This window comes from Microbacter sp. GSS18 (assembly GCA_029319145.1).
GTDB lineage: Bacteria > Actinomycetota > Actinomycetes > Actinomycetales > Microbacteriaceae > Microbacterium.
Genome location: CP119753.1, coordinates 2,279,814 through 2,299,900, shown reverse-complemented (window position 1 = coordinate 2,299,900; position 20,087 = coordinate 2,279,814). Strand labels below are relative to the sequence as shown.

Annotated in this window: 26 protein-coding genes and 2 pseudogenes; 26 read left to right on the top strand and 2 right to left on the bottom strand. The window is 68.6% G+C overall.

All coding sequences use genetic code 11. The annotated features are described in order from the left end of the window. Positions 1-58 precede the first annotated feature (58 nt). The 3 genes from tuf to P0L94_10675 all read left to right on the top strand — a co-directional run bounded on the left by tuf (position 59) and on the right by P0L94_10675 (position 4,503). Positions 59-1,252, top strand: a complete 1,194-nt coding sequence (gene tuf / locus P0L94_10685; protein ID WES62919.1) for an elongation factor Tu — start codon at positions 59-61, stop codon at positions 1,250-1,252. Positions 1,253-1,371: 119 nt separating this feature from the next. Continuing rightward, the gene (locus tag P0L94_10680) at positions 1,372-3,216 is read left to right on the top strand and encodes a DUF4012 domain-containing protein (protein WES62918.1); all 1,845 of its coding nucleotides are present in this window, start codon (positions 1,372-1,374) and stop codon (positions 3,214-3,216) included. Between the two features lie 177 nt (positions 3,217-3,393). Further along, positions 3,394-4,503, top strand: coding sequence for a glycosyltransferase (locus tag P0L94_10675; GenBank protein WES62917.1), 1,110 nt, complete (start codon positions 3,394-3,396; stop codon positions 4,501-4,503). On the opposite strand, the gene P0L94_10670 is transcribed toward P0L94_10675, so the two are convergent. Continuing rightward, positions 4,450-5,616, bottom strand: a complete 1,167-nt coding sequence (locus P0L94_10670; protein ID WES62916.1) for a glycosyltransferase — start codon at positions 5,614-5,616, stop codon at positions 4,450-4,452. The genes P0L94_10675 and P0L94_10670 overlap by 54 nt on opposite strands. After that, positions 5,613-7,163 carry a sugar transferase gene (locus tag P0L94_10665; protein ID WES62915.1) on the bottom strand — a complete coding sequence of 517 codons (1,551 nt, stop codon included), beginning with the start codon at positions 7,161-7,163 and terminating at the stop codon, positions 5,613-5,615. Before P0L94_10665 ends, P0L94_10670 begins: the two co-directional genes overlap by 4 nt. Before the next feature lie 525 nt (positions 7,164-7,688). Here P0L94_10665 and rpsJ point away from each other — a divergent pair. The 23 genes and pseudogenes from rpsJ to map all read left to right on the top strand — a co-directional run bounded on the left by rpsJ (position 7,689) and on the right by map (position 20,057). Continuing rightward, positions 7,689-7,997, top strand: a complete 309-nt coding sequence (gene rpsJ, locus P0L94_10660; GenBank protein ID WES62914.1) for a 30S ribosomal protein S10 — start codon at positions 7,689-7,691, stop codon at positions 7,995-7,997. A gap of 8 nt (positions 7,998-8,005) precedes the next feature. Then, positions 8,006-8,665, top strand: coding sequence for a 50S ribosomal protein L3 (gene rplC / locus P0L94_10655; protein WES62913.1), 660 nt, complete (start codon positions 8,006-8,008; stop codon positions 8,663-8,665). 5 nt (positions 8,666-8,670) lie between these two features. Next, on the top strand, positions 8,671-9,330 hold the full coding sequence (gene rplD, locus P0L94_10650) for a 50S ribosomal protein L4 (protein ID WES62912.1): 660 nt from the start codon (positions 8,671-8,673) through the stop codon (positions 9,328-9,330). Further along, positions 9,327-9,626, top strand: a complete 300-nt coding sequence (rplW, locus tag P0L94_10645; GenBank protein ID WES62911.1) for a 50S ribosomal protein L23 — start codon at positions 9,327-9,329, stop codon at positions 9,624-9,626. Before rplD ends, rplW begins: the two co-directional genes overlap by 4 nt. 24 nt (positions 9,627-9,650) lie before the next feature. Continuing rightward, positions 9,651-10,490: a 50S ribosomal protein L2 gene (gene rplB, locus P0L94_10640; GenBank protein ID WES62910.1), complete on the top strand. Its 840-nt coding sequence runs from the start codon at positions 9,651-9,653 to the stop codon at positions 10,488-10,490. A gap of 12 nt (positions 10,491-10,502) precedes the next feature. Continuing rightward, positions 10,503-10,784 (top strand): 30S ribosomal protein S19, encoded by a 282-nt coding sequence (gene rpsS / locus P0L94_10635; GenBank protein ID WES62909.1) that lies wholly within the window; start codon positions 10,503-10,505, stop codon positions 10,782-10,784. 28 nt (positions 10,785-10,812) lie between these two features. Further along, positions 10,813-11,208 (top strand): 50S ribosomal protein L22, encoded by a 396-nt coding sequence (gene rplV, locus P0L94_10630; GenBank protein WES66318.1) that lies wholly within the window; start codon positions 10,813-10,815, stop codon positions 11,206-11,208. Then, a complete protein-coding gene (gene rpsC / locus P0L94_10625) occupies positions 11,208-11,966 on the top strand; it encodes a 30S ribosomal protein S3 (protein WES62908.1) in 759 nt (252 codons plus the stop codon). Before rplV ends, rpsC begins: the two co-directional genes overlap by 1 nt. Next, a complete protein-coding gene (rplP, locus tag P0L94_10620) occupies positions 11,966-12,385 on the top strand; it encodes a 50S ribosomal protein L16 (protein ID WES62907.1) in 420 nt (139 codons plus the stop codon). The genes rpsC and rplP overlap by 1 nt, the downstream gene beginning before the upstream one ends. After that, positions 12,385-12,588: pseudogene (gene rpmC, locus P0L94_10615) on the top strand (50S ribosomal protein L29). The gene rplP and the pseudogene rpmC overlap by 1 nt, the downstream one beginning before the upstream one ends. A 176-nt stretch (positions 12,589-12,764) precedes the next feature. Further along, positions 12,765-13,031, top strand: coding sequence for a 30S ribosomal protein S17 (gene rpsQ, locus P0L94_10610; protein WES66317.1), 267 nt, complete (start codon positions 12,765-12,767; stop codon positions 13,029-13,031). 35 nt (positions 13,032-13,066) lie between these two features. Continuing rightward, positions 13,067-13,435 carry a 50S ribosomal protein L14 gene (gene rplN, locus P0L94_10605; GenBank protein WES62906.1) on the top strand — a complete coding sequence of 123 codons (369 nt, stop codon included), beginning with the start codon at positions 13,067-13,069 and terminating at the stop codon, positions 13,433-13,435. 3 nt (positions 13,436-13,438) lie between these two features. Continuing rightward, positions 13,439-13,798 (top strand): 50S ribosomal protein L24, encoded by a 360-nt coding sequence (rplX, locus tag P0L94_10600; protein ID WES62905.1) that lies wholly within the window; start codon positions 13,439-13,441, stop codon positions 13,796-13,798. A 35-nt stretch (positions 13,799-13,833) separates the two neighbouring features. Continuing rightward, entirely contained in the window at positions 13,834-14,391 is a 558-nt protein-coding gene (gene rplE / locus P0L94_10595) for a 50S ribosomal protein L5 (GenBank protein ID WES66316.1), read from the top strand. A gap of 95 nt (positions 14,392-14,486) precedes the next feature. Continuing rightward, a complete protein-coding gene (gene rpsH, locus P0L94_10590; protein ID WES62904.1) occupies positions 14,487-14,885 on the top strand; it encodes a 30S ribosomal protein S8 in 399 nt (132 codons plus the stop codon). Between the two features lie 6 nt (positions 14,886-14,891). Further along, positions 14,892-15,428, top strand: a complete 537-nt coding sequence (rplF, locus tag P0L94_10585; protein ID WES62903.1) for a 50S ribosomal protein L6 — start codon at positions 14,892-14,894, stop codon at positions 15,426-15,428. 2 nt (positions 15,429-15,430) lie between these two features. Next, positions 15,431-15,790 (top strand): 50S ribosomal protein L18, encoded by a 360-nt coding sequence (rplR, locus tag P0L94_10580; GenBank protein ID WES62902.1) that lies wholly within the window; start codon positions 15,431-15,433, stop codon positions 15,788-15,790. Positions 15,791-15,951: 161 nt separating this feature from the next. Beyond that, positions 15,952-16,470, top strand: a pseudogene (gene rpsE, locus P0L94_10575) (30S ribosomal protein S5). Next, a complete protein-coding gene (gene rpmD / locus P0L94_10570; protein WES66315.1) occupies positions 16,470-16,655 on the top strand; it encodes a 50S ribosomal protein L30 in 186 nt (61 codons plus the stop codon). The pseudogene rpsE and the gene rpmD overlap by 1 nt, the downstream one beginning before the upstream one ends. A 92-nt stretch (positions 16,656-16,747) precedes the next feature. After that, complete coding sequence (gene rplO, locus P0L94_10565; protein WES66314.1) at positions 16,748-17,176, top strand: 50S ribosomal protein L15; 429 nt, start codon at positions 16,748-16,750, stop codon at positions 17,174-17,176. A 103-nt stretch (positions 17,177-17,279) separates the two neighbouring features. Next, the gene (secY, locus tag P0L94_10560) at positions 17,280-18,605 is read left to right on the top strand and encodes a preprotein translocase subunit SecY (GenBank protein WES62901.1); all 1,326 of its coding nucleotides are present in this window, start codon (positions 17,280-17,282) and stop codon (positions 18,603-18,605) included. Beyond that, on the top strand, positions 18,602-19,210 hold the full coding sequence (locus P0L94_10555) for an adenylate kinase (GenBank protein WES62900.1): 609 nt from the start codon (positions 18,602-18,604) through the stop codon (positions 19,208-19,210). The genes secY and P0L94_10555 overlap by 4 nt, the downstream gene beginning before the upstream one ends. A gap of 13 nt (positions 19,211-19,223) precedes the next feature. Beyond that, a complete protein-coding gene (map, locus tag P0L94_10550) occupies positions 19,224-20,057 on the top strand; it encodes a type I methionyl aminopeptidase (protein WES62899.1) in 834 nt (277 codons plus the stop codon). The last annotated feature ends 30 nt before the right edge of the window (positions 20,058-20,087 follow it).

Genomic DNA, 20,087 nt, shown 5'->3' with positions numbered 1-20,087 from the left:
AGAACCGGTCGCAAACCAGCGCCCGGAGCTTCTACACGACAGTCCTGAGGAGGACCCAGTGGCTAAGGCCAAGTTCGAGCGGACCAAGCCGCACGTGAACATCGGAACGATCGGTCACGTCGACCACGGCAAGACCACGCTCACCGCGGCGATCTCGAAGGTGCTCGCCGACAAGTATCCGTCGGCAACCAACGTGCTGCGCGACTTCGCGTCGATCGACTCGGCTCCCGAGGAGCGCCAGCGCGGCATCACGATCAACATCTCGCACGTCGAGTACGAGACCCCGAAGCGTCACTACGCTCACGTCGACGCCCCCGGTCACGCCGACTACATCAAGAACATGATCACCGGTGCCGCCCAGATGGACGGCGCGATCCTCGTGGTCGCCGCCACCGACGGCCCGATGGCCCAGACGCGCGAGCACGTGCTGCTCGCCAAGCAGGTCGGCGTCCCCTACCTGCTCGTCGCGCTGAACAAGGCCGACATGGTCGACGACGAGGAGATCCTGGAGCTCGTCGAGCTCGAGGTCCGCGAGCTGCTCTCGAGCCAGGACTTCGACGGCGACAACGCTCCCGTCGTCCAGGTCTCGGGCCTGAAGGCCCTCGAGGGCGACGAGAAGTGGGTTCAGTCGATCCTCGACCTCATGGAGGCCGTCGACGAGTCGATCCCGGACCCGGTGCGTGACAAGGACAAGCCGTTCCTCATGCCCGTCGAGGACGTCTTCACCATCACCGGTCGTGGCACCGTCGTCACCGGCCGTGCCGAGCGCGGTACCCTCGCGATCAACTCGGAGGTCGAGATCGTGGGCCTCCGTCCGACGCAGAAGACGACCGTCACCGGTATCGAGATGTTCCACAAGCAGCTCGACGAGGCGTGGGCCGGCGAGAACTGCGGTCTGCTGCTCCGCGGCACCAAGCGTGACGAGGTCGAGCGCGGCCAGGTCATCGTGAAGCCCGGCTCGGTCACCCCTCACACCAACTTCGAGGGCACCGCGTACATCCTGTCCAAGGACGAGGGTGGCCGCCACAACCCGTTCTTCACGAACTACCGCCCGCAGTTCTACTTCCGCACCACCGACGTCACCGGCGTCATCACGCTGCCCGAGGGCACCGAGATGGTCATGCCCGGCGACACCACCGACATGTCGGTCGAGCTGATCCAGCCGATCGCCATGGAGGAGGGCCTCGGCTTCGCGATCCGTGAGGGTGGCCGCACCGTCGGTGCCGGCACCGTCACGAAGATCCTGAAGTAAGGACTTCGCACCCCGTGAAGGGGGTCGGACCCTCGGGTCCGGCCCCCTTTCGGCGTCTGTGGGCGGGTTCCCCGGATGCTCACGGCGAATCCGGGCGCTCGCTCGCCTAAGATGCGAGGGTGCCCGACACTTTCGACGATCTCGCCGCGCCCGACGCAGAGCGCCCCGTACGCCGCCGGCGTCGCCGCTGGCCGTGGGTCGTCGGCATCATCGGCGGCTTCGTCGTGGTGCTCGCGGCGCTCGGCATCGGGGGAGTCGCGCTGGCGGGCCAGGCGCTCGAGGTGCGCGACGACCTCGAGGCGGCGCAGTCCGAGCTCAGCAGCGTGCCCGCGCTCGTGCGCGAGGGCGACACCGAGCAGTTCGACGCGGCAGCCGAGAGCATCCTCGCCCACACGTCGAGCGCCGACGACACGGTGAACGGCCCGCTGTGGGAGTTCGCGAGCTGGATCCCCGGAGTCGGGCCGAACGTCGCGGCGGTGCGCGATGCGACCATCGCGGCGCACATCCTGGTCCGTGACGCCCTGCCGGCCAGCTTCGAGATCCTCGGCGCGGTCGACCAGACCAAGATCCGCTTCTCGGACGGCGGGTTCAACCTCGAGCCGTTCAAGGCGGTCGTCGACGTCCTGCCGGGCATCGACGCGGCCTTCGCACAGGCACGCAACCAGGTGGCGGGCATCGACCGCAGCTCGCTGCTGCCGATCGTCGACGACGCGGTCGGCGAGGTCGTCGACGTCATCGACGAGACGGCTCCGCTGGTCCACACGGCGACCGGGGTGCTGCCGACGGCCCTCGACATCCTCGGCGACGACGGCTCGCGCACGTACTTCGTGATGTTCCAGAACAACGCCGAGATCCGGGCGACGGGCGGCAACCCCGCGGCGTCGATGCTCATCAACGTCGACAAGGGCCGCGTGACGATGGGCGAGCAGTCCAGCTCGACGACCTTCAACGAGTGGGCGCTGTACAACCGGCAGTTCGTCGATCTTCCCGCCGAGACGATGGCGCTGTACGACGACGAGTGGGCGCGGTTCGTGCAGAACTACACCAAGACGCCCAACTTCCCGACTTCGGCCAAGATGTTCCAGGGGATCCTCGCCGAGACGGGCGTGCAGGTGGACGGCGTGTTCTCGCTGGACCCGGTCGCCCTGTCGCACATGCTCGAGGTCACCGGGGGCGTCAAGGTCGACGGCATCAAGCTGAACGCCGACAACGTCGTCCAGGAGCTCCTCAGCGAGACGTACCTGCGCTATCCCGGTTCGCAAGAGCCCGCCGACGCGTTCTTCGCGTCCGCGTCGGCCGCGGTGTTCAACAAGCTCGTGGTCGGCAAGTGGGACCCGCTGCGCATGATCGAGGCGCTGCAGAAGTCGGCCGACGAGCAGCGGGTGTACGCGTGGTTCCCGCGCGAGGAGGAGGAGGCGGCGGCCGCACAGCTCGGGATCACCGGCGAGCTCGCGACCGACAACACCGCGGCGACCGAGGTGGGGATCTTCATCAACGACTCCGGCGTCGGCAAGATGGAGTACTACCTCGACGCCTCGGTCTCGGTCACGTGCGACGTCGAGGCGCGCTCGGTCACGACCTCGGTGACGATGACCAACAGCGTCGACCGCGACGATCTGACCTTCCACATCCTCTCGCGCCGCACGCCCACCTACGGCGGAGCCAAGACGAGCATGCTCCTCGACATCGTCTACGTCGCCCCGCCGGGCTCGTCGGTGGATCGGGTGGATCCGGTGGGCGGCGACGCCCCCGCGCTCGCGCGGACGGGAGTCGAAGAAGGCCGCGACGCCGAGAGCGTGTCGATCCTGCTCGACCGCGGCGAGACGCAGACCGTGTCGTACACGAGCGTGCTGCCCGAGGGCGACCTGGGGCCGCTCTCGGTGCGGTGGACGCCCACCGTGACCGACACTCCCGTCGCGATCGACGGCGCGTGCGGCGAACTGACGGGCGAATCCGCTGGCTGACCGGGGCTTGCGTCGCGGCAGGGCGATCCCTCTAGGATGGGGGGACCCGCTCTGGGGGAAGCGATTCGGGATCCCGACCCGAAACGCAGAGCGGGGTGCCCGACCCGCCGACTTAGGGGCAACGATGACCGCAGCACACCGCAGGCCGAGCCCAGGCTCCTCCCCGGGGGAAGCCGCATGGCCGGCCTGATCGTCCACGAGTGGCTCGAGGCGAGCGGCGGATCCGAGAACGTCTTCGAGACGCTCGTCCAGACGTTCCCGGATGCCGGCCGCGTCTGCCTCTGGAACGACAGCGGCGGGCGCTTCGCCGACGTCGAGGAGACGGTGCTGGCGCGAACGCCGTTGCGCCGGAGCAAGGCGCTCGCGCTGCCGTTCATGCCCGCCGTGTGGCGCTCGCTGCCGGAGCGGGACGCGGACTGGATCCTCGCGAGCAGCCATGTGTTCGCACATCACGTCCGATTCGGCGGCCCCGCGCGCGATGTCCCCAAGCTCGTGTACGCGCACACCCCGGCCCGCTACGTGTGGGTTCCCGAACTCGATCAGCGCGGCGACAGCCTCGCGGCGCGTGCGATGTCGGCGGCGCTCAAGCCCATCGACCGCCGTCGCGCCGGCGAGGCCACCGCGATCGCCGCGAACAGCCGCTACATCGCGGCGCGCATCGCCGAGAAGTGGGATCGCGAGGCCGAGGTCATCTACCCGCCGGTCGACGTCGGAGCCTTCGCCGCACCGCTGGATCTCACCGACCAGGAGCAGCGGGCGCTCGATGCCCTCCCGAGCGAATTCCTGCTCGGCGTCAGCCGTTTCGTGCCCTACAAGCGCCTCGACGCCGTGATCGAAGCGGGCCTCGCCTCGGGGATGCCGGTCGTGCTCGCCGGGGCCGGGCCCGAGGAGCGCCACCTCCGCGAGATCGGCGCGCGGGCGGGCATTCCCGTCGTGCTCGTCCACCAGCCGTCCTACGCGCTGCTGCGGGCGATCTACCGGCGCGCGTCCGCCCTCGTGTTCGCGCCCGTCGAGGACTTCGGGATCGTGCCCGTCGAGGCCATGGCCTCGGGGACGCCGGTCATCGCCAACGCCGTCGGCGGGGCGTCCGAGTCGGTCATCGAGGGCGTGACGGGCGCGCACGTGGCGACGTGGAAGCGCGGCGAGCTGCGCGATGCCGTGGCCCGTGCGCTCGAGGCGCGCCCGCAGGACTGCATCGCGCGCGCCGCGGACTTCGACACGAGCGTGTTCACCTCACGCATCCGATCCTTCGTCGGCACGCATGCCGGTCTGGAAGCGCTGGTCTGACCCGGACGCCGCGTCCGGCACGTAGGGGGAGAGCCACGCGAGCAGATCGCTGTCGAAGGCCTCGGCGTCGAACCGCATCGCGTGCGTGCTGACCCGGTCGCGGGGAATGCCCGCGCACACGTCTGCGGCGGCGGTCGTCTCGGCGGCGGAGCGAGGGTCGAACAGAGCCCCGCTGACCCCGTCGACCACGGACTCCTCCGCCCCTCCGCGCCGATTCGCCATGACGGGCGTCCCGGCCGCCATCGCCTCGACGGCGACGATCCCGAAGTCCTCGACGGGCGGGAAGACGAACAGCGACGCCCGCTCCATGAGCGCCCGCACGAGCGCGTCGCTGGGTGCGACGAGCACCTGAACGGGAACGGATGCCGCGTCCGCCGCGGCGCGCAGCTCGGCCTCGAGCGGCCCGGAGCCGGCGATCACGACCGGACGGTCCAGCGCCTCGCCCACGGCGATGACCTCGTCCATCCGCTTGTAGGGGATGAAGCGCGACACCCCGAGCACGAAGTCCGCCGGGAGCGCGTCGAGCACCCGCCGGTCGCTGTCGGTGAGGTCGCCGCGCCAAGCGCCTGACCGGATCGCGGCGACATCCACCGGCGGGTGCACGACGGTCGCCTCGCGGTCCCAGGATCGGGCGATGCGCTCGGCGACGAACCGGCTGTTCGCGGCCAGCGCGGTGGCGCCCGCCGCCGCGCGGCGGTCGATCGCGCGCAGCGGCGGCCCCGCGACGCGAGCGGCCAGGTTGTCGCCGCGGGCGTCGAGCTCGGGAGCCCACAGATACCGGGCCGGCGTGTGCGCGTAGACGAGCTTGGGTGCGCCGGCCTCGGCGCGGACATGGTGGGCGAAGGCATGCGAACTGACCAGGGTCCAGTCGTGGCCGCGCCGGCGGGGGATGCGCCACGTGATCGGCATCACGGGAAGCGCGAGCGCCTTCCGGCGTCGCAGCGGCGTGCGTGCCAGCCACGTCTCGCGCACGATGCGATCGGGGTACCGCCCCGGCGCGTCGTTCCACAGCGCCAGCATGTCCGCGTTCGGGAAGAGCATCGCCAGGCGGTCCAGCACGCGCTCGGCTCCGCCGGCGGGCTCGATCCACTCGGTGACGATGAGGCCGGTCACGCGGCGGTTCCGCCCGGGCGCAACGCTGCGCGCGCGGTCCGGAAGAGGATCACCAGATCGCCGACGAGCGTCCAGTTCTCGACGTACGACAGATCGAGGCGCACCGACTCCTCCCACGACAGGCTCGAGCGCCCGGACACCTGCCACAGGCCCGTGATCCCCGGCTTGACCATGAACCGCCGGTGGACGTGGTCCGCGTACTTGGCCACTTCACGCGGAAGCGGCGGTCGCGGACCCACGAGGGACATCGACCCCGTGACCACGTTGAACAGCTGCGGCAGCTCGTCGAGGCTGTAGCGGCGCAGGAAAGCGCCGATCCTGGTCGCGCGCGGATCGCGCTGCATCTTGAACAGCACCTCGTTGCCGGCGTCCTGCAGAGCGTGCACGTCGGTCAGGAGCTCTTCGGCGTTGTGGACCATGGTGCGGAACTTGACCATCCGGAACTCGCGCCCGTCCAGGCCCACGCGGGTCTGGAGGAACAGGGCGGGTCCTCGGGAGGTCGCGCGGATCGCCGCGGCGATCGCCAGCATGACGGGACTGAGGAGGACCAGCGCCACCGCGGCCAGCACCACGTCGGTGGAGCGCTTGACCACCTTCTGGCCCTTGCTGTAGCGAGGCGTCTCGACGTGGATCAGCGGAAGGCCGGCCACCGGCCGCGTCTGGATGCGCGGGCCGACGACGTCGACGATGCTCGGCGCGAGCACGAGATGCTGCCTGCCGGCCTCGAGATCCCACGAGAGGCGCTTGACGCTCGAGGGCGGGAGATCGTCGGTGCTGGTGATGGCCACGGTGTCGGCGGATGCCGCCCGCAGGACCGCGGCCACGGCCGTCACGTCGCCGAGGACCGGGATCCCCAGGCCGTCGACCTCGTCGCCGCTGCGTTCGCGGCCGCCGGGGACGCACGCCCCGACGACGTGGTAGCCGGCACTCGGCACCCGCGTGAGCGCTTCGCCGATCTGGGCGACCGAGCGCTCCGAGCCGACGAGCAGGACGCGGGCGCTGAACTCGCCGCGCCGCCGCCGGCTGATGAGCCACTGCCGCCAGATCCGCCGCTCCAGCAGCAGCACGGCCACGCCGAGGGGCAGGCTGATGAGCAGGTAGCCGCGCGCGACGTCGACGCGCAGGAGGAACGCGGCGATCGCGATGATGCCGAACAGGCGGGTGCTGACCGAGATGATGCGGATGTACTCGGTCGACCCGGTGCCGAAGACGCGGTCGGTGCGCGAGTCGATGAGGCTCAGCGACCACATCCACAGCAGCACCAGCCCGGTGGAGAACAGCCAGTACGAGAACACGCTGAGACGCGAGTCCTCGCGGATCGACACGCTCGCGCCGCCGATGCCGAACCACAGCAGCTGCGTTCCGTAGACGACGGCGACGAGGACCAGCAGGTCGCTCAGCCACAGCACGCGCGAATACCGCACGCGCCAGTCGGCTCGGTGCGGAGCGGGGGCGGCCGTCGCTACACGACGGATCTCCGAGGTCTTCAGCTCCTCGGGCTCCGGATCGCTCGGCGTCTTCGCCGGTCCGATGACGTTCGACGCCACAGCACCCTTCCCCGCCGCCGGAGCGGCGACACCGTCCGACGAGGGGTTCGGGCGGCGCAACGACGACCATTCTGCCACTGCGCGTCCCGCCCGGATACGGGTTGTGCTCTGATCGTGACGGCCTGCGACACTGGGAAGGTCCTCCATACCCCGGATCGCGACACGCCCGGGTTTGCGACACGCCCGGGAGACCCGTAGACTAGTCAGGTTCCACATTCCGGCGCGCCTGTTGGCGTGCGCAGGATCACTGCCAGGGCAGTGCATAGGCGGCGCGATACGCGCAGGTCCTAGGCCGCGGGCAGCAGAACACGACATCCGAAACCCCCTCCCGGAAACGGGATCCGCACGTGCGCGTGCCGGCCGGGGGAGCAGGAGCCGGAGCGAGCCTCCGGTTTGACATCAGAACAGCGGTGCAGCAGCACCAGCCCAGCTGGTGGAAGTGCCATGGCGCGAAAGCGCCACCGTGCGTCCAATGCCCTCGGGGAGCCCGAGAGGTAAGACGCGAGAAAGAGAGTGAGCAGACAAATGGCGGGACAGAAGATCCGCATTCGCCTGAAGTCGTACGATCACGCCGGCCTGGACTCGTCCGCCCGCAAGATCGTCGAGACCGTGACCCGTGCGGGCGCGAGCGTCGTGGGCCCGGTGCCCCTTCCGACCGAGAAGAACGTCGTGTGCGTCATCCGGTCGCCCCACAAGTACAAGGACAGCCGCGAGCACTTCGAGATGCGCACCCACAAGCGTCTGATCGACATCATCGACCCGACGCCCAAGGCCGTCGACTCGCTGATGCGCCTTGACCTTCCGGCCGACGTCAACATCGAGATCAAGCTCTGAGGTTCGACATGGCTGACATCAACTCCAAGATTTCCAAGGCTCTGCTGGGCACCAAGCTCGGCATGACGCAGGTCTGGGACGAGAACGGCAAGCTCGTTCCCGTCACCGTGATCGAGGTCGCCCCCAACGTGGTGACCCAGGTCCGCACCGTCGAGAAGGACGGCTACAGCGCCGTCCAGATCGCCGCCGGCCAGATCGACCCCCGCAAGGTGAACAAGCCGCAGACCGCTCACTTCGAGGCTGCCGGCGTCACCCCTCGCCGCCACCTCGTCGAGGTCCGCACGGCCGACGCCGCTGACTACTCGCTCGGTCAGGAGCTCACCGTGGACGGCACCTTCGAGGCCGGCCAGCTGGTCGACGTCGTCGGCACCAGCAAGGGCAAGGGCACCGCGGGTGTCATGAAGCGCCACAACTTCAAGGGCGTCTCGGCTTCGCACGGTGCGCACCGCAACCACCGCAAGCCCGGTTCGATCGGCGCCTCGTCGACCCCGAGCCGCGTCTTCAAGGGACAGCGCATGGCCGGCCGCATGGGCAACGACCGTGTGACCGTCCTCAACCTCACGGTCCACGCCGTCGACGCCGAGAAGGGCCTGCTGCTCGTCAAGGGCGCCGTCCCCGGTTCGCGTGGCCGCACCGTCTACGTCCGCAACGCAGTGAAGGGTGCCTGAATCTCATGGCTGACTCGACTCTCGCGCTCGACGTCGTGAAGGCAGACGGCAAGAAGGCCGGCTCCGTGGAGCTGCCCGCCGACCTGTTCGACGTCAAGACGAACATCCCGCTCATCCACCAGGTCGTCGTCGCGCAGCGCGCGGCGGCTCGCCAGGGCACCCACTCGACCAAGCGTCGCGGTGAGGTCTCGGGCGCCGGCCGCAAGCCCTTCAAGCAGAAGGGCACGGGTAACGCCCGTCAGGGCTCGATCCGCGCGCCGCACATGACCGGCGGTGGAATCGTCCACGGCCCGAAGCCGCGCGGCTACGCGCAGCGCACCCCCAAGAAGATGATCGCCGCCGCCCTGCTGGGCGCGCTGAGCGACCGCGCGCGCGGCGAGCGTCTCCACATCGTGGAGTCGTTCGGCATCGAGGGTGCTCCGTCGACCAAGGCCGCCGCGTCGGTCCTGAACGGTTTCGGCGCCACCAAGAACGTCCTGGTCGTCATCGACCGCGACGACGACCTCAGCATCCTGAGCCTGCGCAACCTCGCGTTCGCCCACGTGCTGACGTTCGACCAGCTGAACGCCTACGACGTGCTCGTCTCGGACGACATCGTCTTCACCAAGGACGCCTTCGACGCGTTTGTCGCCTCGAAGTCGGCCACCGAGGAGGTCTCGGCATGAGCGCCGTGAACAAGGACCCGCGCGACATCATCCTGAAGCCGGTCGTCTCGGAGAAGAGCTACGGGCTCATCGACGAGGGCAAGTACACGTTCCTCGTGGACCCCCGCGCCACCAAGACCGAGATCAAGCTCGCGATCGAGAAGATCTTCGGCGTCAAGGTCGCAGCGGTCAACACGATCAACCGCGTCGGCAAGGCCCGCCGCACCCGCTTCGGCACCGGCAAGCGCAAGGACACCAAGCGCGCCATCGTGACCCTGAAGTCGGGCACCATCGACATCTTCACGGCAGTCGGCTGACGGTCGGGATAGAGGACTAGAGATATGGCTATTCGCAAGTACAAGCCCACGACCCCGGGTCGCCGCGGCTCGTCGGTGGCGGACTTCGCCGAGATCACGCGATCGACGCCCGAGAAGTCGCTGCTGCGCCCGCTCGCCAAGACCGGTGGCCGCAACAACCAGGGCCGCATCACCACCCGCCACATCGGCGGTGGGCACAAGCGCCAGTACCGCGTCATCGACTTCCGTCGCAACGACAAGGACGGCATCAACGCCAAGGTCGCTCACATCGAGTACGACCCCAACCGCACCGCGCGCATCGCGCTGCTGCACTACTTCGACGGCGAGAAGCGCTACATCCTCGCGCCCGAGAAGCTGAAGCAGGGCGACGTCGTCGAGTCGGGTGCCGGCGCGGACATCAAGCCCGGCAACAACCTGCCGCTGCGCAACATCCCCACCGGTACCGTCATCCACGCGATCGAGCTCCGCCCCGGCGGCGGCGCGAAGCTGGCGCGCTCGGCGGGTGCCTCGGTTCGCCTCGTGGCGAAGGACGGCCCGTACGCCCAGCTGCGTCTGCCCTCGGGCGAGATCCGCAACGTCGACGCGCGCTGCCGCGCCACCATCGGCGAGGTCGGCAACGCCGAGCAGTCGAACATCAACTGGGGCAAGGCCGGCCGCAACCGCTGGAAGGGCGTCCGCCCGACCGTCCGCGGTGTCGCCATGAACCCGGTGGACCACCCGCACGGTGGTGGTGAGGGCAAGACGTCCGGTGGACGTCACCCCGTCACTCCTTGGGGCCAGGCTGAGGGTCGTACCCGCCACCCCAACAAGGAAAGCGACAAGTACATCGTCCGTCGTCGCACCGCCGGCAAGAAGCGCAAGTAGGAGTAGAGGAAGATGCCTCGCAGCCTTAAGAAGGGCCCCTTCGTCGACGAGCACCTGCTTCGCAAGGTCGTCTCGCAGAACGAAGCCGGCACCAAGAACGTCATCAAGACCTGGTCGCGCCGCTCGATGATCGTCCCGGCAATGCTGGGTCACACCATCGCCGTGCACGACGGACGCAAGCACATCCCCGTGTTCGTGTCCGAGACCATGGTCGGCCACAAGCTGGGCGAGTTCGCGCCCACCCGCACCTTCCGCGGCCACGTGAAGGACGACAAGAAGGGCCGCCGCCGCTGACGCGGGGGCGATAGAGGAGAGAGAAATGGTGGAGTCCATCGCACGCGTGCGACACATCCGCGTGACCCCTCAGAAGGCTCGTCGTGTCGTCGCGCTCATCAAGGGCAAGCAGGCCGAGGAGGCCCTGGCCATCCTCAAGTTCGCGCAGCAGGGCGCGAGCGAGCCGATCTACAAGCTCGTCGCCTCGGCGATCGCGAATGCTCGCGTGAAGGCCGACAAGGACGGCGAGTACCTGGACGAGCAGGACCTGTACGTGAAGAACGCGTACGTGGACGAGGGGACGACGCTCAAGCGTTTCCAGCCCCGCGCCCAGGGCCGCGCGTTCCAGATCAAGAAGCGCACCAGCCACATCACCGTCGTGCTGTCGACCCCCGAGGTCGCCGAGACGGCGCCGGCTGCCAAGACGAAGAAGGCGAGCAAGTAATGGGACAGAAGGTCAACCCGTACGGCTTCCGCCTCGGCATCACCACCGACCACGTGTCGCGGTGGTTCTCCGACTCGACGAAGCCGGGCCAGCGCTACGCGGACTACGTGGCCGAGGACATCAAGATCCGCAAGCTCCTCACCACGCAGCTCGACCGCGCCGGTGTGAGCAACATCGAGATCGAGCGCACGCGTGACCGCGTCCGCGTCGACATCCACACCGCCCGCCCGGGCATCGTGATCGGTCGCCGCGGCGCCGAGGCCGAGCGCATCCGCGCCGACCTCGAGAAGCTCACCGGCAAGCAGATCCAGCTGAACATCCTCGAGGTCAAGAACCCCGAGGCCGACGCTCAGCTGGTCGCCCAGGGCATCGCCGAGCAGCTCTCGGCTCGCGTGGCCTTCCGCCGCGCGATGCGCAAGGGTCTGCAGGGCGCGCAGCGCGCCGGCGCCAAGGGCGTCCGCATCCAGGTCTCCGGCCGCCTCGGCGGCGCCGAGATGAGCCGCTCGGAGTTCTACCGCGAGGGTCGTGTGCCGCTGCACACGCTGCGCGCGAACATCGACTACGGCTTCTACGAGGCCAAGACCACCTTCGGCCGCATCGGCGTGAAGGTCTGGATCTACAAGGGCGACCTCACCAACAAGGAACTGGCCCGCGAGCAGGCGAACCAGAAGCCGGCCCGCGAGCGCGGCGACCGCCGTGGCCCCCGCCGCGACAACCGCTCCGCTGAGGCCCCCGTCGCAGAAGGAGCGTCTGCCTGATGCTTATCCCCCGCAAGGTCAAGTACCGCAAGCAGCACCACCCCAAGCGCGACGGCCAGGCCACCGGCGGCACGAAGGTCTCCTTCGGCGAGTACGGCATCCAGGCCCTCACCCCCGCTTACGTGACCAACCGTCAGATCGAGTCCGCTCGTATCGCGATGACCCGTCACATCAAGCGCGGCGGCAAGGTGTGGATCAACATCTACCCCGACCGACCGCTCACCAAGAAGCCGGCCGAGACCCGCATGGGTTCCGGTAAGGGTTCGCCGGAGTGGTGGGTCGCAAACGTCAAGCCGGGTCGCGTCCTCTTCGAGGTCGCCGGTGTCAACGAGGAACTCGCTCGCGAGGCCCTGACCCGTGCCATCCACAAGCTGCCGCTGAAGGCACGCATCATCAAGCGCGAGGAAGGCGACGCATAATGGCGATCGGCACCAAGACGCTCGCCCCGAGCGAGCTCGACACGTTCGAAGACCAGCGCCTCGTCGAGGAGCTGCGCAAGGCCAAGGAAGAGCTGTTCAACCTGCGCTTCCAGTCGGCCACCGGCCAGCTCGAGAGCCACGGCCGCATCCGTGCGGTCAAGCGCGACATCGCGCGGCTCTACACCGTGATCCGCGAGCGCGAGCTCGGCATCCGTGCCACGCCCGCTCCGGTCGAGGTGACGAAGGCGAAGAAGACGAAGGCCAAGAAGGCGGACGCCGCCGAGGCCGTGAAGGAAGAGGCTGAGTGATGGCCACCACGAAGAAGGCTGCCGCTGAGGCGACCGAGGTCGTCGCGGGCCACGAGAGCGCCGAGCACGACGTGCGCGACGCCGACGCCCGCGGTTACCGCAAGGCCCGTCGCGGCTACGTCGTCAGCGACAAGATGGACAAGACCATCGTCGTCGAGGTCGAGGACCGCGTTAAGCACCCGCTCTACGGCAAGGTCATCCGCCGCACCTCCAAGGTGAAGGCGCACGACGAGAACAACACCGCCGGCATCGGCGACCTCGTCCTCATCAACGAGACCCGTCCGCTCAGCGCCACCAAGCGCTGGCGCCTGGTCGAGATCCTCGAGAAGGCCAAGTAAGCCCTCGGGCCTACTTGGAACCCAAGGAGTAAGAAGTGATTCAGAACGAATCCCGCCTCAAGGTCGCCGACAACACCGGCGCCAAGGAGCTGCTCACCATTCGTGTGCTCGGCGGCTCCAACCGGCGCTACGCGGGCCTGGGCGACGTCATCGTCGCCACGGTCAAGGACGCGATCCCGGGCGGCAACGTCAAGAAGGGCGATGTGGTCAAGGCCGTCGTCGTCCGCACCGTCAAGCAGACCCGTCGTCCCGACGGCTCGTACATCAAGTTCGACGAGAACGCCGCCGTCATCCTGAAGAGCGACGGGGAGCCCCGCGGCACCCGCATCTTCGGCCCGGTCGGCCGCGAGCTTCGTGACAAGAAGTTCATGAAGATCGTCTCGCTCGCACCGGAGGTGATCTGACCCATGGCCAGCATCAAGAAGGGTGACCTGGTCCAGGTCATCACCGGCAAGAAGCAGGACAACGGCGGCGACCGCGGCAAGCAGGGCAAGGTCCTCGAGGTCCTCGCCGAGCAGAACCGCGTCATCGTCGAGGGCGTGAACTACGTCACCCGTCACAACCGCGTGGGCCAGACCCAGCGCGGCACCAAGACCGGCGGCATCGAGACCTTCGAGGCGCCGATCCACATCTCCAACGTCGCCCTGGTCGACCCCGAGACGAAGCAGCCGACCCGCGTCGGGCACCGCGTCGAGGAGCAGGTCAAGGACGGCGTGAAGCGCACGGTCCGCGTGCGCTACGCGAAGAAGTCAGGCAAGGACCTCTGAATATGAGCACCGCCACTGCCGTGGAGGCTGGCAAGATCCAGCCCCGCCTGAAGCAGAAGTACAACACCGAGATCAAGAAGGCTCTGCAGGACGAGTTCGGCTACGCCAACGTCATGCAGATCCCGGGCCTGGTCAAGGTCGTCGTGAACACCGGTGTCGGCGAGGCCGCTCGCGACTCCAAGGTGATCGAGGGTGCGGTCGACGACCTCACCAAGATCACCGGTCAGAAGCCGGTCGTCACCAAGGCACGCAAGTCGATCGCGCAGTTCAAGCTGCGTGAGGGCCAGGCCATCGGCGCGCACGTCACCCTCCGCGGTGACCGCGCGTGGGAGTTCATCGACCGCCTGGTCAACCTCTCGCTGCCCCGCATCCGCGACTTCCGCGGTCTGTCGGCCAAGCAGTTCGACGGTCACGGCAACTACACGTTCGGTCTCCAGGAGCAGTCGGTGTTCCACGAGATCGACCAGGACAAGATCGACCGCGTGCGCGGCTTCGACATCACGATCGTGACGTCGGCCGACACGGACGACGAGGGCCGCGCGCTCCTGCGCCACCTCGGCTTCCCGTTCCGCGCCGAGAACGCTCAGGCCTGACACACCCTGTGGGCCCGGGACATCCGGGCCCACACCACCACAGGTCGGCCGTCGTGTAACGGCGTACGAAACCTGGTGAACGAAGGAAACACGAAATGACAATGACAGACCCGGTCGCAGACATGCTGACCCGTCTGCGCAACGCGAACTCGGCTCACCACGACTCCGTGTCGCTGCCGAGCTCGAAGCTCAAGTCGCACATCGCCGAGATCCTCAAGCAGGAGGGCTACATCTCGAGCTGGGAGGTCGCGGAAGCCCGCGTCGGCCAGACTCTCACGATGACCCTCAAGTACGGCCCGAACCGCGAGCGGTCGATCGCCGGCATCAAGCGCGTGTCGAAGCCCGGCCTGCGCGTCTACGCGAAGTCGAACGAGATCCCCAAGGTCCTCGGTGGCCTCGGCGTCGCGATCCTGTCCACCTCCTCCGGTCTTCTCACCGACCGCCAGGCCGAGCAGAAGGGCGTGGGTGGGGAAGTCCTCGCCTACGTGTGGTGATCTGACATGTCGCGTATTGGACGTCTTCCCATCGACATCCCCGCCGGCGTGACCGTTTCGGTCGACGGCCAGCAGGTCGCTGTCAAGGGCCCGAAGGGTGAGCTGACGCTCACCGTCGCCAAGCCCCTCGAGGTCAAGGTCGAGGAGGGCCAGGTTCTGGTCTCCCGTCCCGACGACGAGCGCGAGTCGCGGTCGCTTCACGGCCTGACCCGCACGCTCATCAACAACAACATCATCGGTGTCACCCAGGGCTACACCAAGGGCCTCGAGGTCGTCGGCACGGGCTACCGCGTGCAGCAGAAGGGCTCGAACATCGAGTTCGCGCTCGGCTTCTCGCACCCCGTCCTGGTCGAGCCTCCCGCTGGCATCACGTTCACGGTCGAGGGCAACAACAAGGTCACCGTGAGCGGCATCGACAAGCAGGCCGTCGGCGAGACGGCTGCGAACATCCGCAAGATCCGCAAGCCCGAGCCGTACAAGGGCAAGGGTGTGCGTTACGCGGGCGAGGTCGTCCGCCGCAAGGCCGGAAAGGCTGGTAAGTAACCATGGCTGTGAAGTCGAAGACCGACGCGCGCGCGCGTCGTCACGCCCGCCTTCGCAAGAAGGTCGTCGGCACCACCGAGCGTCCCCGCCTGGTCGTCACCCGTTCGTCGCGTCACGTGTTCGTCCAGATCGTGGACGACTCGAAGGGCCACACCGTGGCCTCGGCCTCGACGCTCGAGACCGACCTGCGTGCCTTCGACGGTGACAAGACCGCCAAGGCGCACAAGGTCGGCGAGCTCCTCGCCGAGCGCGCCAAGGCGGCCGGTGTCGCCGACGTCGTGTTCGACCGTGGTGGCAACCGCTACGCCGGCCGCGTCGCCGCGATCGCGGACGGCGCCCGCGAGGGAGGTCTGAACCTGTGAGCGAGAACAAGGAGAACACCGTGACCGAGCAGGCAGCTGCCGAGGCTCCGGCCGAGGCGCCCGCCACCGAGCGCGAGCCGCGCGAGCAGCGCCGCGGCGGTCGCGACCGCAACCAGCGCAACGACCGCGGTGGCCGCGACCGCGGTGACAGCCAGTTCCTCGAGAAGGTCGTCACCATCAACCGCGTGTCGAAGGTCGTCAAGGGCGGTCGTCGCTTCAGCTTCACGGCGCTGGTCGTCGTGGGCGATGGCAACGGCGTCGTCGGCGTCGGCTACGGCAAGGCCCGCGAGGTGCCGCTGGCGATCTCGAAGGGTGTCGAGGAGGCCAAGCGCAACTTCTTCCGCGTGCCCCGCGCCGCCTCGACCATCCCTCACCCCGTCCAGGGTGAGGCGGCTGCCGGTGTGGTGCTCCTGCGCCCCGCCGCCGCCGGTACCGGTGTCATCGCCGGTGGCCCGGTGCGTGCCGTGCTCGAGTGCGCCGGCATCCACGATGTGCTGTCGAAGTCGCTCGGCTCGTCGAACACGATCAACATCGTGCACGCGACGGTCGAGGCCCTCAAGCAGCTCGAGGAGCCCCGTGCGGTCGCCGCTCGGCGTGGCCTCGAGTTCGACCAGGTGGCCCCGGCGCGCCTCGTGCGCGCGGAGGCCGAGGCCGCCGCTGCCCCGAAGGTTGGTGCATGATGGCCGCGCGCCTGAAGGTTACCCAGGTCAAGTCCAAGGTGAGCGAGAAGCAGAACCAGCGCGACACGCTGCGTTCGCTGGGTCTCAAGCGGATCGGCGACTCGGTCGTCCGTCCCGACGACGCGCAGACGCGCGGCTACGTCAAGACCGTCTCTCACCTCGTGAAGGTTGAGGAGATCGACTGATGGCTGAGAACGCCAAGAAGGCTTCTTCCAAGAAGCCGGCGGCCGCCAAGGCCGACGAGAAGAAGGACGCCGCGGCCGCGCGCCCCGGCGTGCTGAAGGTCCACCACCTGCGTCCGGTCCCCGGCGCCCACACCGCCAAGACCCGCGTGGGTCGCGGTGAGGGCTCGAAGGGCAAGACCGCAGGCCGCGGCACCAAGGGCACCAAGGCCCGCTACCAGGTCAAGGTCGGCTTCGAGGGTGGCCAGATGCCGCTGCACATGCGCACCCCGAAGCTGCGCGGATTCAAGAACCCGTTCCGGGTCGAGTACCAGGTCGTGAACCTGGACAAGCTCGCCGAGCTGTACCCGAACGGCGGAGACGTGACCGTGAGCGACCTGGTCGCCAAGGGTGCGGTCCGCAAGAACGAGAAGGTCAAGGTGCTCGGCACCGGAGACATCTCGGTGAAGCTCAACGTGGCGGTCGACAAGGTCTCGGGTTCCGCCGAGCAGAAGATCGTCGCCGCAGGCGGCACCGTCAAGTAGTCCACGCCAGGGGGCCGGAGAATTTCGCTCCGGCCCCCTTGCGTTACCCTGGAAGCCGGTGCGCCCGTGCGCGCTTGCATCCCCCTCTCCTGGAGGCATCCTCTTGTTCAGCGCCCTCGCGCGGGTCTTCCGTACCCCCGACCTTCGTCGGAAGATCGCATTCACCCTGGCCATCATCACGATCTACCGGCTCGGCGCCCACGTGCCCGCGCCGTTCGTCGACTTCCCGAACGTGCAGTCCTGCCTCGCGCAGTCGGCGAGCACCGACGGACTGCTGTCGCTGGTCAACCTGTTCTCCGGCGGTGCGCTGCTGCAGCTGTCGATCTTCGCCCTCGGCGTCATGCCGTACATCACCGCGACGATCATCACTCAGCTCCTGCGCGTCGTCATCCCGCACTTCGAGTCCCTCTACAAGGAGGGCCAGGCGGGCCAGGCCAAGCTGACGCAGTACACCCGCTACCTCACCATCGCCCTCGCGCTGCTGCAGTCGACGACGCTTGTCACTGTGGCCCGCAGCGGCCAGCTGTTCGGCATCACCGGCATCCCCGAGTGCGAGCAGCTCCTCACCAACGATGTGTGGTGGGCGCAGCTCCTGATGATCATCACGCTCACCGCGGGCACGGGCCTCATCATGTGGTTCGCCGAGCTCGTCACCGAGCGCGGCATCGGAAACGGCATGTCGCTGCTGATCTTCGTCTCTATCGCCGCGGCCTTCCCCGCGTCGCTGTGGGCGATCTGGCAGTCGAACGGCTTCGAGGTCTTCCTCCTCGTGCTGGCGGTCGGCATCGTCATCATCGGCCTGGTCGTCTTCGTCGAGCAGTCGCAGCGCCGCATCCCGGTGCAGTACGCCAAGCGCATGGTCGGGCGCCGCACCTACGGCGGGACGAACACCTACATCCCGATCAAGGTGAACATGGCCGGCGTCGTGCCCGTCATCTTCGCGTCCTCGCTGCTGTACATCCCGGCGCTGATCGCCCAGTTCAACCAGACGCCCGACGCCGACGGCAACATCGCTCCGTGGGTCGCGTGGATCCAGCAGTACATGACGCAGGGGGACCACCCGCTGTACATGCTGCTGTACTTCCTGCTCATCGTCGGCTTCACGTACTTCTACGTCGCGATCACGTTCAACCCGGTCGAGGTCGCCGACAACATGAAGAAGTACGGCGGCTTCATCCCGGGCATCCGCGCGGGTCGTCCGACGGCCGAGTACCTGGACTACGTCCTCACGCGCATCACCGCACCCGGATCCATCTACCTCGGTCTGATCGCCCTGGTGCCGCTCATCGCCCTGGCCACGGTCGGCGCGAACCAGAACTTCCCGTTCGGCGGCGCGTCGATCCTGATCATGGTGGGTGTCGGACTCGAGACCGTCAAGCAGATCGACGCACAGCTTCAGCAGCGACACTACGAGGGGCTTCTCCGATGACCAACGCACCGCAGGCACGTCTTCTGATCGTGGGGCCGCAGGGCTCCGGCAAGGGCACGCAGGGCGTGCGCATCGCCGAGGCGCTGGGGATCCCGGCGATCTCGACGGGGGACGTGTTCCGCGGTGCGGTCGCGGCCGGCACCGATCTCGGTGTGCAGGTCAAGGCCATCATCGAAGCCGGCGACCTCGTGCCGGACGAGCTGACCAGCGCGGTCGTGCGCGAGCGCCTGTCCCAGGACGACGCCACCGGCGGCTTCCTGCTAGACGGCTACCCGCGCAACCTCGGCCAGGTCGGCGACCTCGACGCGTTCCTCGGCGGTCGCGGTGAGGCGCTCGACGCGGTCATCGAGCTCACCGTGCCGCGCGACGAGAGCATCTCGCGTCTCGCGCTGCGCGCGAAGGATCAGGGTCGCACGGACGACACCGAAGAGGTCATCGCCAACCGTCTCGCGATCTACGAGCGCGAGACGGCGCCGATCCTCGACGTGTACCGCGAGCGCGGCATCGTCGACCCGATCGACGGCGTCGGCTCGCTCGACGAGATCACGGCGCGCATCGTCGAGGCGCTCGAGGCCCGCGGGCTCGAGCGCTCGGCGGCCGCCTGACGGGAGCCGTGGCTTGCGCCGCTCCATCTACAAGACCCCCGCGCAGCTGCGCGCGATGGTCGAGCCCGGACTGATCACGGCCGCGGCCCTCGACGCGGTGCGGTCGCTCATTGCCCCCGGCGTCACCACGGCGCAGCTGGATGCCGCCGCGCACCGGGCCATCACCGGGCGCGGAGCGCGATCGAACTTCCAGATGGTGCGCGGCTACCGCCACACGATCTGCGCGTCGGTGAACGAGCAGGTCGTCCACGGCATCCCCGGCAAGCGTGTGCTCGAGCCCGGCGACATCGTCTCGATCGACGCCGGAGCCGAGTACAAGGGCTGGAACGGCGACTCGGCCTTCACCGTCGTCGTCCCCGACGCAGCCCGTCCCGACGTGGTCGCCGAGCGCGAGCGGCTGAGCGACGTCACGCGCGGCTCGCTGTGGGCCGGCATCGCGGCGCTGGCCACGGCGTCGCACCTGGGCGAGGTGGGCGCCGCCATCGAGGAGCACATCGAGCAGAACGCCCCCGAGGGCGGATACGGCATCCTGCGCGACTACGTGGGCCACGGCATCGGGCGCAAGATGCACGAGTCGCCGCCGATCTTCAACTACCGCACGCCCGACCGCGGGGCCGACGTGCGCCCGGGCCTGGCGGTCGCCATCGAGCCGATGGTCGTCATCGGCGATCAGGCGACGTTCGTCGAGGATGACGACTGGACCGTTTCGACCCTCGACGGCACGGCCGGCTCCCACTGGGAGCACAGCGTGGCGGTGCACGATGGGGGCATCTGGGTGCTCACGGCACCCGACGGCGGCGCGGCCGGGCTGGCACCGTTCGGTGTCACGCCCCAGCCGATCGCCTGAGCCTTCCCGAACCCGGACGTCCCGCGTCCG